This is a genomic window from Pararcticibacter amylolyticus, assembly GCF_003130405.1.
Classification (GTDB): Bacteria; Bacteroidota; Bacteroidia; order Sphingobacteriales; family Sphingobacteriaceae; genus Arcticibacter; species Arcticibacter amylolyticus.
In genome coordinates, this window is the sequence record NZ_QEAS01000008.1 from 149,952 (window position 1) to 165,010 (window position 15,059).

At 45.6% G+C, this 15,059-nt stretch carries 7 protein-coding genes; all 7 read right to left on the reverse strand.

The window, feature by feature from the left end:
• Positions 1-218: 218 nt before the first annotated feature.
• Positions 219-902 (reverse strand): DUF421 domain-containing protein, encoded by a 684-nt coding sequence (locus DDR33_RS11195; protein ID WP_109415877.1) that lies wholly within the window; start codon positions 900-902, stop codon positions 219-221.
• A 49-nt stretch (positions 903-951) separates the two neighbouring features.
• Positions 952-5,343, reverse strand: a complete 4,392-nt coding sequence (locus DDR33_RS11200; protein WP_109415878.1) for a hybrid sensor histidine kinase/response regulator transcription factor — start codon at positions 5,341-5,343, stop codon at positions 952-954.
• 165 nt (positions 5,344-5,508) lie between these two features.
• Positions 5,509-6,828 (reverse strand): rhamnogalacturonidase, encoded by a 1,320-nt coding sequence (locus DDR33_RS11205; protein WP_109415879.1) that lies wholly within the window; start codon positions 6,826-6,828, stop codon positions 5,509-5,511.
• A 49-nt stretch (positions 6,829-6,877) separates the two neighbouring features.
• The gene (locus DDR33_RS11210; protein WP_109415880.1) at positions 6,878-9,004 is read right to left on the reverse strand and encodes a hypothetical protein; all 2,127 of its coding nucleotides are present in this window, start codon (positions 9,002-9,004) and stop codon (positions 6,878-6,880) included.
• A gap of 97 nt (positions 9,005-9,101) precedes the next feature.
• Complete coding sequence (locus DDR33_RS11215; protein ID WP_109415881.1) at positions 9,102-10,940, reverse strand: RagB/SusD family nutrient uptake outer membrane protein; 1,839 nt, start codon at positions 10,938-10,940, stop codon at positions 9,102-9,104.
• Positions 10,941-10,958: 18 nt separating this feature from the next.
• A complete protein-coding gene (locus tag DDR33_RS11220) occupies positions 10,959-14,189 on the reverse strand; it encodes a SusC/RagA family TonB-linked outer membrane protein (protein WP_109415882.1) in 3,231 nt (1,076 codons plus the stop codon).
• Between the two features lie 295 nt (positions 14,190-14,484).
• Positions 14,485-14,826: a TfoX/Sxy family protein gene (locus tag DDR33_RS11230; RefSeq protein WP_158280711.1), complete on the reverse strand. Its 342-nt coding sequence runs from the start codon at positions 14,824-14,826 to the stop codon at positions 14,485-14,487.
• Positions 14,827-15,059 lie beyond the last annotated feature (233 nt).

Consider the following 15,059-nt stretch of genomic DNA (forward strand, 5'->3'; position numbering starts at 1 on the left):
AACCTCGTTGAAAAAAATGATAACTATGTTGCTATTATGCAGCTACTGCCGCAGGTTAAGGGGAGGAAGTTCGGGGATTATTGCTCCCGGCAGGTGTACCGGAAGTGAGCTTTATTATATGAAGTGTGCTCTGCTAAGTATAAAAACTGCCTGTATGGTCAGGCAGCTTTATCAGGCTGAAAGCCGGGTTTTCAGATAATTATTTTTTCTGGCCGATCTCAGGCAATCCTTTTTGTCGTCATAGAACCTACCCATTCGTCGCAGCCACAACAGGTGCAGCAGCCGTTGGATGCAGCATTTGTGTAGGGCTCTCCGCATTCGGCACAACAGCGGTTCTGATCGGTTGGCAGCACTTTCTTTTGCTGGCCCGGAAAGATAGGAAGGCCCGGTTTTACTTCCTCGTCCGGGAAGAAAAGAACGCTTACTTCTCCGGTTGTTTCAATCAGCACCGTCCGCACTTGTCCCAGATGTTCAACGTTCTGCAGCCGCAGCTCAGAGAAGAGTTCTTCACGGCTCAGACCCGTACGTTTGAGTTCTTCTAACCGGATCTTTCCAGATTGAACAACGTATACAGGTTCTCCTTCCATGACACGCTCGAACCATCTGAACCGGTCGGTCAGCCGCGTAATGCCCATATAGAGGAGGATAATTACCAGAAAAACAGTAAGTGCCGGGAGTATGCCTACATCTTCATAAAACATCGGGTCACCGGCGGCAGAACCAAGACCAATGATCAATACCAGCTCAAATATGGATAACTGTCTGATCCCACGCTTTCCCGACGCCCGTAAGGTCATCAGGATGACCATGAACATGACCACCGATCGCAGTACAACCTCCAGCAGAAATGCGGCAGGAAGATCATTAAACATTATCCGGTTCCAGTCGAATATTTTTTCCATTAACTAATCAAAAAATCAGTCATCCAATATGAGGATTTTTTAGAACGATCTATACACTTTGTTTACATTCTTTTCTGTCCTTTACATAGTCAGAAGGCGACACTTTGTATTTTTCTTTGAAGCAGGTACTAAAATATCCTGAACTGTTAAATCCTACCATGTAGGCTACTTCAGAAATTGACATCTCGCTGGCATCCAGTAACTCACTGGCTTTTTTCAAACGGATATCCCTGACGAACTCAACCGGCGACATACCGGTTAAGCTTTTGATCTTTTTATAGAAGGTTGTTCTGCCCATGCCGATAGCGACAGCAACGGCATCAATATTGAAATGCACATCAGACATCCCGTCTTCTATAATCTGTACAACATCTTTTAAGAATTTCCCGTCACGCGGGGTCATGTAAGTATCCTGAACCCGGGAGTCTGTTTGTTTTGACCGTTCAAGAATACTCGCAACCATTCTTTGCCGTTGATTAATCAGGTTGTGTATTAAATGCTCGATGTATTCGGAATGAAAGGGCTTGGTAATATAAAAATCAGCACCGCTGGACAAACCTTTTATCTGGTCTTCTACAGAAGATCTGGCTGTTAACAGGATTACAGGAATGTGGCTTGTGGTAATTTCGTTTTTCAGCTTATCCAGCATTTGTATGCCATCCATTACCGGCATCACAACGTCACTGATGATGACGTCTGGTAATAATCCGACCGCTTTTTCATATCCATCCAATCCATTTTCAGCTTCGAGTACCTGGTAGTTCTGATCAAATTGATCCACGATCAGTTTTCTTACATCCCTGTTGTCCTCCACGATCAAAAGCTTAGGGCAGCCGTCAAGACTTAAGTCTGGCCGCGTAGTCTTGTGTTCTGTCTGTGGCTGCAAGGTTTGTTCCTGTATGTCTGAAGCGGGTTCTTCGTTTTCCAGATCTGCTTTGTCGTAATGCGTATGACCTTTGAGGAGTTCCACCCGGAAGGTGAGTCCCTCCGTTGCGTTTCTCTGTGCATAGATCTTCCCTTTATGAAGCCGGACAATATCTCTGCTTAGAGCCAGTCCGATGCCGGTTCCCTTAAAGGCCTTGTCCTGCTGGTTATTTCCTTCGTAATAAAGCCTGAAAATATCTTCCAGTTTGTTTTCCGGTAAGCCGGCACCTTCATCCCGTACGCTTACTGTTGTATACTCCCGATGGCTGTTTTCAATGCTGATGGATATTCTTTTCCCCGTGGGGGTAAACTTTATGGCGTTTGAAAGGAGGTTAAAGAATACAATCTCAATTTTTTCCTCGTCACACCATATCAGGGGTTCGCTGCCTGGCTTCAGGATATTGAGCCTGATGTTCTTTTCCAAACAGATATCTTTAAAGTAAGCAGCAGTGTGCTCCATCAGGGATCCCAGGTCAACCTTTTGTACGTTTAACTTCAGGCTCTGGTTTTGAATCTTCCTGAAATCAAGAAGCTGATTGACGAAGCGCATCATCCTGTCAACATTTTTACCGGCAATATCCAGGTAGTCCCGTCCATTTTCACTCAATGCTTCCGTGTTTTTTATCTTGTTCAACGGATTCACAATCAGGGTTAAAGGTGTTCTTAGCTCATGTGAAATATTTGTAAAAAGCTGGAGCTTTAATTCCGTCATCTTCTTCTCGACGATGACCTTGTTTTTCAGCCCGATCAGGGTGGTAACAAATCTTCTGACCATTTCTGCAACCAGAACTGCCACAAGAAAATACGCGAACATGGCTCCGTTACTCAGCCACCAGGGTTTAAGGATCTTAATAGAAATACTCTTTTCGGGAACGTTGTTAAAGTGATAATTGTCGGTAGTTTTTACCCTAAACGTATATTCACCCGGAGGTATTTTTGTATAGGTCGCTTTTTTCAGGTTTTTTACATGATGCCATCCTTTGTCGTAGCCTTCGAGGATATAGGAGTAAGAGATATTTTTCGAAAGCCGGAAATCTAAAACAGCATATTCAAAAGTGATCACGTTCTGATCGTGCTTCAGCGTCATGTTGCGGGTATAGTTTATCGCATACCGTAGGGGAGAGTCTTTACTCTTGATCCTGATGTCTTCATTGTAAAGCTGAATGCCGGTAAATACCAGAGACGAACGAAATTTCTGGTCCCTGATTTTGTCAGGATAAAAAGAGATGTACCCATTGGCACATCCGAAGAATATCTCCCCGTTTTTAGCCCTGAAAGCCCCTGCCTCGGAAAAACGCGTTCCGGGCAGTCCATCATAGCTGTCATAATTCCTGAAGCTTTCCCGTTTGATATCCAGTTTAGACAACCCATTTTCAGTAGCCACCCAAAGATTTCCCTTATTGTCCTCTACCATACTGAGTACAATATCATTCGGCAGGCCATGATCCTTTGTAAATACCTGGAACTTTAGAGCCTTCTTTTTGTGTATAGTGTGCGATAACACCCTGTTTAATCCGCCCCCAAAAGTGCCGATCCAGACATCGCCGTTCCGGGCCGGGTAAAGATACAGCAGGTCATTGTTTCCCAGGCTGGAGGGATCTCCCGGGATTTTTGTTGTTTGCATGAAAGAAAGCTTGCCGGGATGTTCGTCAGGATCAAAACGCAGCAGGCCATCGGTTGTTGCCAGCCATATATTCCTATCCGGCCCCTGTATGATATGGCGTATGACATTGAACGTATGTTTGGGATAATGCCTGAAATCATTATGAATGTTTTTAAAGCTCACTTTGCCTCCTTGTGAAACCAGGAGATTTAAGCCGCTGCCAAAAGTTCCGATCCATACCCGTCCGGAATCATCTGTCAGAACTGAATACACCTTGTTCCCGCTAAGACTCGACGGATCGGCGGGGTTGTTCACGTACCGGGTTAATCTATAACGGGTATGCGATTGGTTTTCAGGGTCTAGTCTTATCAATCCCTGACCTTTCGTGCCTATCCAGATCGTTCCGTCTTGCCCTTCCGTAATACAATAGATACTGCCTAAATTCTGATTGGGTACTGTTAATACATCTTTGATCTCCTTTCCGTTCTGGTAGACGTATAGTTTCCCCTTTTTTGTAGTGATCCAGGTTTTTCCATGCTGGTCCTGCAACAGTGCGCGGACTTCGTTATCGAATTTATTGTCCGATTCCTCCACCAATACCTGGTGTTTGAAGTTTCCCGCAGGAAATACGACCCGGTTGAGTCCTCCGTTCCGGGAGCTAAACCAAAGAACTCCCTTATTATCCGAAAAGGCAGAGACGATACTATTGGAGAATAACTTGTCAGGAGATCCGGGTCTGTTGTAAAAATACGCCAGATTATCGCGTGCGCTGTCATAGTATCCAAACCCTCCGCCTTTCAGACTTATCCAAACCACACCATTCACATCTTCAAATACCTTATAAGTTCCGTCGGTAGGCCTCCCATAGGGCGATCCGTCTTCCTTTGCGTGATTGAAATATTTAAAAGTCCCTTTATCCGGTGAATATTTATAAACTCCTTCTTTTTCGGCCTCCAGCCAGACATTTCCCCTGGAGTCCTCAAAAATAGAATAGAGGTGAAGCCGTTTTTCATTGCCAGCCTGGTGAAAGGAACCATTTTTCCTGTTATAAAGAACCAATCCCAGATTTCCGGCTGTGACATAGATATCGCCTGATCTCGAGAGGCAGATGTCATGAATTTCATTATTTCCCAGTTTGTGGGAAATGAGTGTTTTTTTTTCGGATAGATATTCGACCAGGACGCCGTCGGAACTGCCGAAAATGACAGCACTTGAATTTTCCGAGACCGACGTGATGTTTAGACCGGCACAGTATAATTTTTTATGTCCGGATAAGCCCGAAACATATTTTCCGTTTCGTTTAACTAAGCAAACGAGTCCCTGCCCGGTTCCCAGCCAAACTCTTCGCTGCTGGTCTTCATAAATAAAATTAATCTTTTTGAGATCCCTGTCCTGGTTGAAATGAATCACCTGCAATTTGTCTTCATGACTGTTTGAAATGCACAGGGCATCCCTTTCTGAGGTGATCATCCAGGTATCTCCGTTCGATAAAGGAATAATTCTTTCGATCGTGACGTTGCTTAAGTTTTCTCCCGATACGGAATGGGTGATGGCTGAGAACTGTTCTGTCTTTTTGTCGAACCGGTAGGCCTTTTTATCGTAGGTCAGCACCCATAAATATCCCGCCGGATCTTCCGTTATATCTTTGACTTTATTATTTTTAAGTACCGACCTGTCGCCTGGTTCGGATTTGTAAGCGGTAAAATTATTCCCGTCAAACCGGTTGATCCCATCCCATGTACCCAACCAGATAAATCCTTCCCGGTCTTGGGTAATACATAGAACACCATCATGAGAGAGTCCGTCTTCGGTAGAATAGTGGGAAAACTTGGGTTCAGGCCAGGAAGCTGAAACCGTCTGCCAGCCAGTCAGTAACAGTACTAAGAGTACCCATATTCTATACAAGTATTTCATCCTCACGTATCCTGGTTAACTGGTTGCTTATAGAAAAATAAATAGTCTATAATTTTTGCTCAGGGCTCAAGAATAAAAAAAAACCGGGGAAATACTGTCCTGTACTTCCCCGGCAAATCAACCGGGTTTCCTGATTGAAGAGTTTTAAAACGGTATCTGTCAGAGTTATTTCAGCTTCTTTCCGTTTACCTGCACCTTTTTCAGTGTTAAGTTTGATATATAACCAGCAGGGATCTCTGTGCCTGCTGTCGCCTGGATATCCAGGTTTTCAAAAGTAAAGTCGGAAAGCTGATACTGGTCTGATTGAACGACATCGAAAAAAACATCGCATTTCAATGCGATGTTCCGCATCGTGACATTCATGGAGGAGGAAGGAGCCTTTCTTGTTTGTCCTTTCATATCGAAAAACTGGGTCCATGGTTTCACATACAGAAAACTCTGCGCATCTCCTTTAATATCCTCTACCAAAATGTATTCGTAGTTCTGAGGAGTGTCAGGACGCATTTTCAGCCAGAGCAGTCGTTTGGCATTATTCAGGGTGCAGCGGCGCAGAACAATGTTACGGTTGTGGATCGCCTCACTGCCGCAGGTCAGTGCACTGTGACAGAAGCCATAGGTACAGTCTTCGATAATGATATTCCGGTTTCCTCCATTATTTTTATCCTGGTCGGCTGAAGGCCCTTTTCCTCCTTTTAGAGCAATGGCATCATCATTTACAGAAAAGTAGCAGTTCCTGATATGCACATTGGTGCAGGCGTCGATATCTATGGCATCGGTACTGGGCGCCTTAACCGGTTGATGGGGAGAAAAAATATAGAGATCCGACACTTTTACATTTTCGCATTTATACAAATGGGTGGTCCAGAACGGCGAGTTTACCAGTTTAACCCCGGAGAGCTGTACATTCTTACTGTTGGAGATGTAAACCAAACGGGGGCGAAGTTCTTCTATATTAGTGCAATTAGGGTTTACCTTCCTTCGAAGCCAGAATGATTTCCAATATCGTAAACCATTTCCGTCAATCGTTCCCTCTCCCGAAACCGTAAACCCGTCAAGGCTGTCAGCGTTGACAAGCGCTGCAAAATAATTAATGCTCTGGCCCTCAATCCGGGTTGGAAGGATTGGGAAATTGCTGATGTCATCGCTTCCTTTCAATACGGCATCTTTTTCGATAAATAGATGCGTTTTAGCTTTGAAGAAGAGGGCACCGCTCAAAAATGTTCCCTTTGGAATAAGGACCACTCCTCCTCCGGCTGCCGAAGCCTGGTCTATAATCGACTGGATTTTTTCTGTTTGGAGGATGGTACTGTCGTTTACGACGCCGTAATCGGTGATCCGGTAGGCCTTGCCAAGTGTTTTAATATCAACCGCTTTATTTTGGCGGAACCAATCGGGGACAGGCGTGCCGTCCGGGAAGAGCTCTTTAGCTTCAAGTCCCAGAGCCAGGTGTATGCAAACGAGCAGGAATAATACTATTTTCTTCATTTTATATTGTTTCAAGTAATCATTTCTGGATATCCTTTTCCAATCAGTATCAGGGCATTGGTTTCAGATCTTCCCAGACTACGTTCCATGTTCCGTCTTTTGGGAATCCCGGCGTTTGAGCTTCATTTCCATCCCAGCCTGCGCACATCATGGCAACTGCTGTCAGCAGGCCGCCATTTCCCGGTAAATAAACCCTTAATCTTGCGTCCTGGTAATTATGGCCGTTCAGGAGATAGGTGTTGGTTCGTTTATCCATAAGCAGGCCATCGACAGCTTTCGCCGGTTCATTTAAACGGGCCGCGCACATCGCCAGCATCGGGTAATCCCAGCCCCATGTTTCTTCCCAGTTCCAGTTTTTAACAATCCAGTTGAGGGTGTTCGACATGTAGTCACTTCTGATGAGTTTATTTTGCGGCAATATCCCCACCGCACCTAATACGGCCGGGTGATCAGACGTAAACCGGATATCTTCGTATGTATCTGTCGCATTTTCGGAAGCCAGGTAAAGTCCGTCTTTTGATGCAAGAGGAGGAAGTTTAGCGATAATCCGGTCCCATTCCGCATTCCGTTTTTGCCCCGCTCTTTCCCTCCATTTCTGGGCGATGCTCATGGCATAGTGCCAGTAGGAGATCTCGAACGGCGGGTTGATGGTTTCCGAAGCGCGGTGTGTTTCCTGGGCAGCAATGATGCCTTTTAACGAATACCGGTCTTTTTGCTGATCATAAGTCGTAAAGGATGCCATAAATTTAGCTGTTTCTTCTACCAGGAACCCATATTTTTTGATCACTTCATCCGTTGGGTGATCCCTGTAGATTAATTCGGCCATATAGATGAAGTGTGGTTGCTGCCAGATGAGGAAAGATCCAACGCTTGAAGGAGCTTCGGCTCCGGAAGGATCCGTCATTTTCATCCAGCGGGCACCATCGAAGCCTTGTCTTCCGGCAATGGATTTTGCTACAGGGTAGGCTTTTGCGTACCAGTCCATACTGCGTTCCAGCAGATCAATGCGGTTCCATAGTGCAAAGTGTACAGCGTGCCACCAGTGCATTTCGAGATGGAATTTCCCAAACCAGCTATTGTAAGTAAGCCCGGTTTCCTGTGGAGGATACATTCCTGAAGACTGAATGGCCATCAGGTATTGTGAAAGGATCACCCTTCTTTCAAGTTCTTTCGCCCGGGGATCGGTAGCCCTGGAAAAATCTGCTGCTCCGCCGCGTTTCCAAAAGTTTTGCCAGTAGCCGGACGACTCGGCGAATGCGGTTGCAGGCTTATCGTTCAGAGTGGCAGCAGCCGAGTCAGTAAATTCACATGTAAAAGAAAAATGATCGCTTTCCGGAGCCAGCACCAGGTAGTGCTTATCTTTTTCATTCAATGTTGCTTTTTCGCTTACTTTCAGGCTGACATAGTAAGAAGTCCCGTCGAGGGTTCGCTTGATCACATATCCGTTCTGGTTTTGTGAAACGATCTCTGTACGGTGTTTCTCTGGTACTGTCCTGTCACAGGCATCGTCTGTATGATTGCCGGTAGGATAGGAGAAACGTAAGTTGATCTTCAACAGTCCTTGTTTAATAAGGGGGGATGAGACATCCACCGCAACACGGTCTTTTGACGGGTGAACGGCTGTTCTGACTGTGACCAGTTCACCATTCACTTTAAAGCTGCTCCTTATCGTCCCGGTCCACAGGTCCAGATACTGATCAACCGCTTCAATTTCACCAGGCTGAACCAGGGAGCCATCTTTTTTAGTGAGTTCAAATCCGATGTTTCCCAAATGCAGGCGGTGAGGATTGGCACGAAGCCAGTTTGCGGCATCGTGCTGCCGCCCTTTTTCGCTGAACTGCACGGAGTACAATTCCTTTTTACCCCTGAAATCGTATTCTTTCAAAGCTTCCTCCGGTGTATATCCGTTGGGATTTGGAAAGCTATGCCAGCCCCATTGTGATTGAGTCCCCAGGGGAACCCCCTTCGCATAAAGCTCGGGAAAAGTCTGCAAGCCCGTTGCGTCTGCTGTGAAAGCAAAATTCCCGTTTCCCACAGAAAGCGAACTCAGGTTGTCGAATTTCGTTACATGAGGATTGTTTCTTTCTACCAGCGCCTGCCGGTCAATCCTGCCGGTTTGCCTGGTTTTACAGCCGAACAAAAGCAGCGAGATGAATATAATCGTTAGTTTTTTCAATTTGTTGGTAATAGAAAGGTGTAAACTTATTAAGAACGATAGATGCTCAAAAAGAACATCCTGAGCTACTGAGGGATGTTCTTTTAAGTGGCCTATATTAATATCCAGGTAGTTCCTGCCCGGCGAATCCGGGATTCAGATCTATTTTTCCTGATCCTAAAGGTAATAGTTCTGATTTGTTCTTTTGCATTCCGCTGAACAGGTTACTTACCCAGGCAGCAAGCTGATTGTTGCTCCTGTCAATGAAGTCGAATCGTGTTGCTCCGGAATTCACTACATCCCCATCCATGTTGACCAGCTTGTATCCTCCGGCTGTTAACCTGGCCTTTTCGGTTGCATCAGGTTCGGTCATATAAGTGTAGGAGGGATCTATCTGAACAAGCGGGTCGCTGAAGGTAGCTACCTGTATCTTGTAAGCCGCAAACCGCGGTACATTAGCATATTTACCTTCCCGTCTTGCCAGTGCAATCAGATTTGCTTTGGTTTCAGTCAGCTTTTCGAAACTGATTCCCCATCTGATCAAATCTGTTTTGCGCCAGCCTTCAAACGCCAGCTCTAACTTGCGTTCTTCAATGATGGCATCTTTGAATCCCTGGTAATCTGTCGGGATGGTCCCGATCTTACTTTCATTGCCGCCTAAAGCCCTCTTTCTGACGTCTCTGATTGCTTTGACCGCATCAGCAGTAGGTCCGTTATGCAACTCATTCAGCGATTCTGCATACATGAGCAGAACGTCCGAATACCTTAGCTGAATCCAGTTAATATTACGTTTATTATCGGCAACACCTTTGTCGTTTTTCCACACTACGCGGAACTTTCCGATACCATGCATAGAATAAGGATTCATTAAACGTTCGCTTTTTTCGTTTAGCCCGTAGTTGGCGATGGTAACCCCTCTGCGGGTATCGTTTACATCGAAGTCAAACCAGAAAGTCGGCATAGCGCCCTGTACAGGGAACGATCTGCCGAACAGGGTATTTCCTCTCAAAACGGCTATGCCGTTGGAATATCCGATACCTGTCGAATTGACATTGGTGCCCCATTGGCCGAATTCCAGCATGGACTCTTTGTTATACCGCCCGTTGACCAGGTCACGGAAAACATCTTCATATTTTGGCAGCAATTGATTGTATCCTCTGTTTACAACAGCTGCACATGCATCCGCAGCAATGGAATACAATTCACGTACACGGGCCTGATCTGCTCTTTGAGCCAGCCTGAGTGATGAAGCCGAATAGGTATTCAGGTCCCAGCGCAGGGAGTAGCCCGCTGCATACAGTGCTGTCCGGGCCAGGATCCCATAAGCGGCGTTTTTCGAAATACGTTCAGGAGTCGGGATCATTCCTTCTTCATACCAGGGCAGCAATTCTACAGCTTTCTGAAGGTCGCTTATACAATGGTCGTAGATAACGTCCCGGTCCGTGCGGCCTGCTGCAAATGACTGGGCGTCTTCTAAGGGGATATCCGTATAGGGCATATCGCCAAAGAAGCGCACCACATTCAGGTAGCTCATAGCCCGCAGCGTATAAGATTCGCCGAGAAGCATATTTTTCTTCTTTTCCTCCGCTGCGTTTGCTGCTTCGTACAACGGTAGCTTTTTCAGAACGTTGTTTGCGTACTCGATGGTTTGGTAAGCAGTGGTATATAGGCCCGAAGGGCTCTCTATAGGAACATAGTCGAAATTCGCGAGCCGTGTTTTGCTGTTATTGTTCTCAGTGGAGATCGTCTCGTCCGAATTTGCTGCCAGGTTATAAAACAGTTCCTGGTGGAAGGAGGATGCGTATGCTCCCAAAACGGCCTTGTCAGCCGCGTTCAGATCTTTGAAAACCGTTTCACTGTCGAGCTGCGTCGGCGATGGATTATCAAGCCAGTCTTTACAGGAAGAGATTGTTATAATAGAGAGAAGCAGGAGTGCTCTTTGAAATATTTTATTCATGTCTTTAGTTATCAGTTGTTAAAAACTCAGATTCAAGCCGAATACGATACTTTTTGAACGTGGGAATGCCGAATTATCCACGCCTTGTTCAAATCCTTTTTCAGAAGAAGATACCTCGGGATCATACCCTGAATACTTCGTAAAGACATAGGGATTGTTCAATGTGCAGTAAAGCCTGGTAGAGCCGATGCCCAGCTTCTTTGTCAATACTGAAGGCAGCGAATAACCCAGGGTCACGGTGTTTATACGAAGGAATGATCCGTCTTCCAGGTAGTAGTCGATGGGGTCGGAAACCGCGTTCTGGTTTCTGGCCTGTAAATTCCAGACCGCATCAGGGGCATACTGGCCGGGGTTCAAAACTGCAAGGCGTTGCAAATCTGTTGTTTCCCTGCCTGTTGCCGGGTCTATCAGGACAAACCTGTCAGCCATTGGGAAAAAAGAACTGGTAAAAGGCAGGTGAGGGCCCATGAAGCTCTTCTTGTTTTCATTCATGACCTTGTTGCCATAGCTGAAATTCATGAATACACTTAAGTCAAACTGCTTATAAGAGAAAGTGTTGACTATCCCGCCGGTAAATTTAGGGACCGCACTTCCTATCACCGTCCTGTCATCCGTAGTCCACACCGGGTTACCATTTGCATCTACCTCGCCCGCAGTGGGTACATACTTTATATCTCCGGGCTTAATGGTGCCGCCAGGTGCTTTGGGCCTTGCTACTCCGTCTTTTAATGTATAGGTTCCATTAGCATTTTGCGTAAAGTCGTCCGTAGTGTAAACTCCCGCATATTTGTATCCAAAGAACTGTCCTAAAGGTTGTCCCTCTTCAATCAGGAATGTTCCGGGCGGCATTCTTTTGGTGTCGGTTCCATATAGCTGAAGTACTTTGGACCGGTTGAACGCGATGTTGAAGTCTGTTGTCCATCTGAAATCAGTGCTACTGATGTTACGGGTGTTGAGCACGAACTCCACTCCGCGGTTACGGATCGAACCGATATTCTGAAACTGTGTATTGTAACCTGTATGGCGCGGAATGGCGACTTCTAACAGTAAATTATCCGATTTATTATTGTAAAAATCCGCTGAAAGGTTTATCCTGCTTTTCAGTACCGAAATATCTAAACCGATGTTTGTTGATTTGGTCTTTTCCCATACCAAGTCAGGGTTTCCGAGTTTACTGCCGGGACGAAGGGTAATAACCTCGCTGTTGTTGATGGCATAATAGCCCGGACCATAAGCGGTTGTATACATATAGTCGTCGATATTACAGTTGCCGGTGACGCCATAACCGATCCGGAGTTTCAGCTGATCGAAGATCTTATTGTCTTTCATGAAACTCTCTTCCGATATCCGCCAGGCCGCTGAAGCGGAAGGCAGGACTCCCCATTGGTTGCCATGTGCAAACTTCGAGACACCGTCGCCGCGTAAAGTCGTTGTCAGCAGGTACCGGTTATCATAGTTGTACATGGTGCGGCCGAATACCGACAGCATTTTGAACCTTGAGAGCCCTGATCCTCTATCGTACGTATTTGTTCCGTTGAGATTGTTCAACCCGAAATTCACCAGATCAAAATTGTCATATCCATTGTCAAGGTTCATTGACTCGGTATTCAGAACTTCCTGTCCCAGTGTTGCGCTGATCGCGTGTTTGCCAAACTCCTGTTTCCAGGAAAGCGTGTTGGTGATCTGCCAGGTATATTTTTCACTGTTGTCACGTGATCCGTATGGGGTGCCATTGTGATTCTGTTTAGCGGCCTGGGTCCGTCCGTCATCCCAGAAATCATCCCTTTTCTGCTGCCAGAAATAACTCCCGGCAGTCCGCCACGTCAGGTTCTTCAAAATGTCGATATCCACACCTCCGTTTCCGGTGTACTGGCGTGTAAATGATTTGGAAGTAGTGGCGTCATTCAGGATGAGCGGATTGTATACATTGTAAGAACCGTTATCCTGAAGAACTGCATTGAAAAAATCGTCAGAATGGATCAACTGATCGTCTGTAAAGCGGACACCGCCGGTTACCGGCTGCGCAATGGTCATCCTTAACCGTCCCCCGAGCGAACCTCCGCCTTCCAGCGTTGAGCTGTTGAAGTTGGAGTTAAAGTCTACACGGATATGGTCGTTAACTGTATGGTTTACCTTTGCCCTGACATTATTTTTACTGAAACCGTATTTGTCCAGGATACCTTGCTGGCCTGTATTATTATAAGTGAGGATAAACCCCGTTTTGGCAGAACCTCCGGAAACGCTCACATTATGATTTTGGAGCAATGCAGTGTTGCCGAAAACCACATCCTGCCAGTCTATCGGCTTTGTTTGTGAATAAGTATCGTGAATGTACCCGGCAGCTCCTGTATAGAAAGCCGGATCAGCTTCATCACCCCCTCCGAAGTATTTGGTGAACTGTGACATTTGAGTACCCCGCAACATCTGGTATTCGTATTGATACTTAACATATTCTTCCGGCGACATTACCGGGAGCTTCTGGCTGAGCTTTTCAAAACTTGCGTATCCATTATATGATATCTTTGTTTTTCCGGATTTTCCTGATTTAGTAGTGATCAGCACAACGCCATTCGCGCCCCTGGCACCATAGATCGCAGTTGCAGATGCGTCTTTCATCACATCTATCGCTTCAATATCGTTGATGTCTATATTGGTTAAGGCGTTGTCCATCTGGAACCCGTCGACGATGTAGAGGGGGGTAGTACTCTGAGTGATAGAGGTACCTCCACGTATCGTAATATTGACGTCTGACCCCGGCGCACCGCTTTTTGTCACAACGTTCACCCCGGCCAGCTTGCCTGTCACAGCCTGGGCAGCGCTGGTCACCGGTACACTTGCAATATCCGAACCTTTGACGGATACACTCGCACCGGTCAGATCCTTTCTTTTCGATATTCCATAACCGATCACCACCACATCTTCGAGCATTTTTGCGTCTTCCTTCATCACAATTTTCAGCGTTGTCTGTTCTCCAACAGTGACCTTTTGCGATTCAAACCCTACATAGCTGATTATTAATACAGCATTTGGCTTTACGGTTAAAGCAAATTTTCCGCTAAGGTCTGTGGTCGTCCCGACCTGTTCTCCTGCAACTTTAACGGATACTCCTATTAGAGGCTCTCCGTTGCCTGAGGCTACAGTACCCGTTATCCGCCTGGTGGTTTGCGCAGTCGTGACCTGCCAGCACAATCCAAGCACTATTAAAAACGAGGTTAATCTCCATGAGAAACTGTGTAGTTTTTCCTTCATAATAATTCAGCTTGTTTAATAATAAATTTGGTTTCGTTTTGCTGCGCATGACGCAGCTTACTGAAGGCTCAAATCTAGAAGCTGAAGCTGTTCTGCACTTTTAAAAACTGACAAAACACTTTTAAAAATTGACACAGGAGGTGGTTTAAGGCTGTTTTTTGACGATTTTACGTATGTTAAGAGCAGGCGGCCTTTCATTGAATCGCCGGAATAAGGATCCGTTTTCTTTCGACAGTACTGTACAGTCAGCAAAGCTTGCCGGACAAAAAGGAGGAAGCGACAGTGATTTCCAAATTTATTTTTTTGAGGATTTGGCGAGCGGGTTAAAGGCCCGGCACAACCCCACCCAATACTCAAGGTCTTTGATTCTGACGACATCATCAAGCGCTACATAAACGAAATCTTTGCTGGCCCTGCCTCTCATAATCATCTGGCGGCAGCTGCCTTTTTCCAGCTCTCTTTCTGCACTGGCTTCTCCGATCCGGCATAGCAGGTCGTGATCGCTAACGCAGATCAGCATCTTGTCGTTCATCATAAAGCACAGACCATTGAACATTTCCTTTTCGAGTACCTTATCTTCATCCATCAGCAATTCTCTTATCTTGTCTGCTACTTCGAAATTATATATCCTCTTCATGGATCCTTTTAAAAAATTCATTTATAGTATATGTATTACATTTAAAATTAAGGATTATTCTGAGATTTCAGTTAAGGTATTCTGGAGAGCGCAATACTGATAGTTCAGTTATAAATCAGGGAATCTATGAATGGAATTGTTAAGTGTTTGATTATAAGATAAACGGAAGTATATTTGAGAATAGTTTATAAACCTGATAAGTAACCTAAAGAGTCCGGTCATGAAAGTTTTAG

Bases quoted from the DNA above. Each gene is read 5' to 3' on its own strand.
- DDR33_RS11195 (WP_109415877.1), bottom strand. From the start codon at position 902: ATGGAAAAAATATTCGACTGGAACCGGATAATGTTTAATGATCTTCCT.
- DDR33_RS11200 (WP_109415878.1), bottom strand. From the start codon at position 5,343: ATGAAATACTTGTATAGAATATGGGTACTCTTAGTACTGTTACTGACT.
- DDR33_RS11205 (WP_109415879.1), bottom strand. From the start codon at position 6,828: ATGAAGAAAATAGTATTATTCCTGCTCGTTTGCATACACCTGGCTCTG.
- DDR33_RS11215 (WP_109415881.1), bottom strand. From the start codon at position 10,940: ATGAATAAAATATTTCAAAGAGCACTCCTGCTTCTCTCTATTATAACA.
- DDR33_RS11220 (WP_109415882.1), bottom strand. From the start codon at position 14,189: ATGAAGGAAAAACTACACAGTTTCTCATGGAGATTAACCTCGTTTTTA.
- DDR33_RS11230 (WP_158280711.1), bottom strand. From the start codon at position 14,826: ATGAAGAGGATATATAATTTCGAAGTAGCAGACAAGATAAGAGAATTG.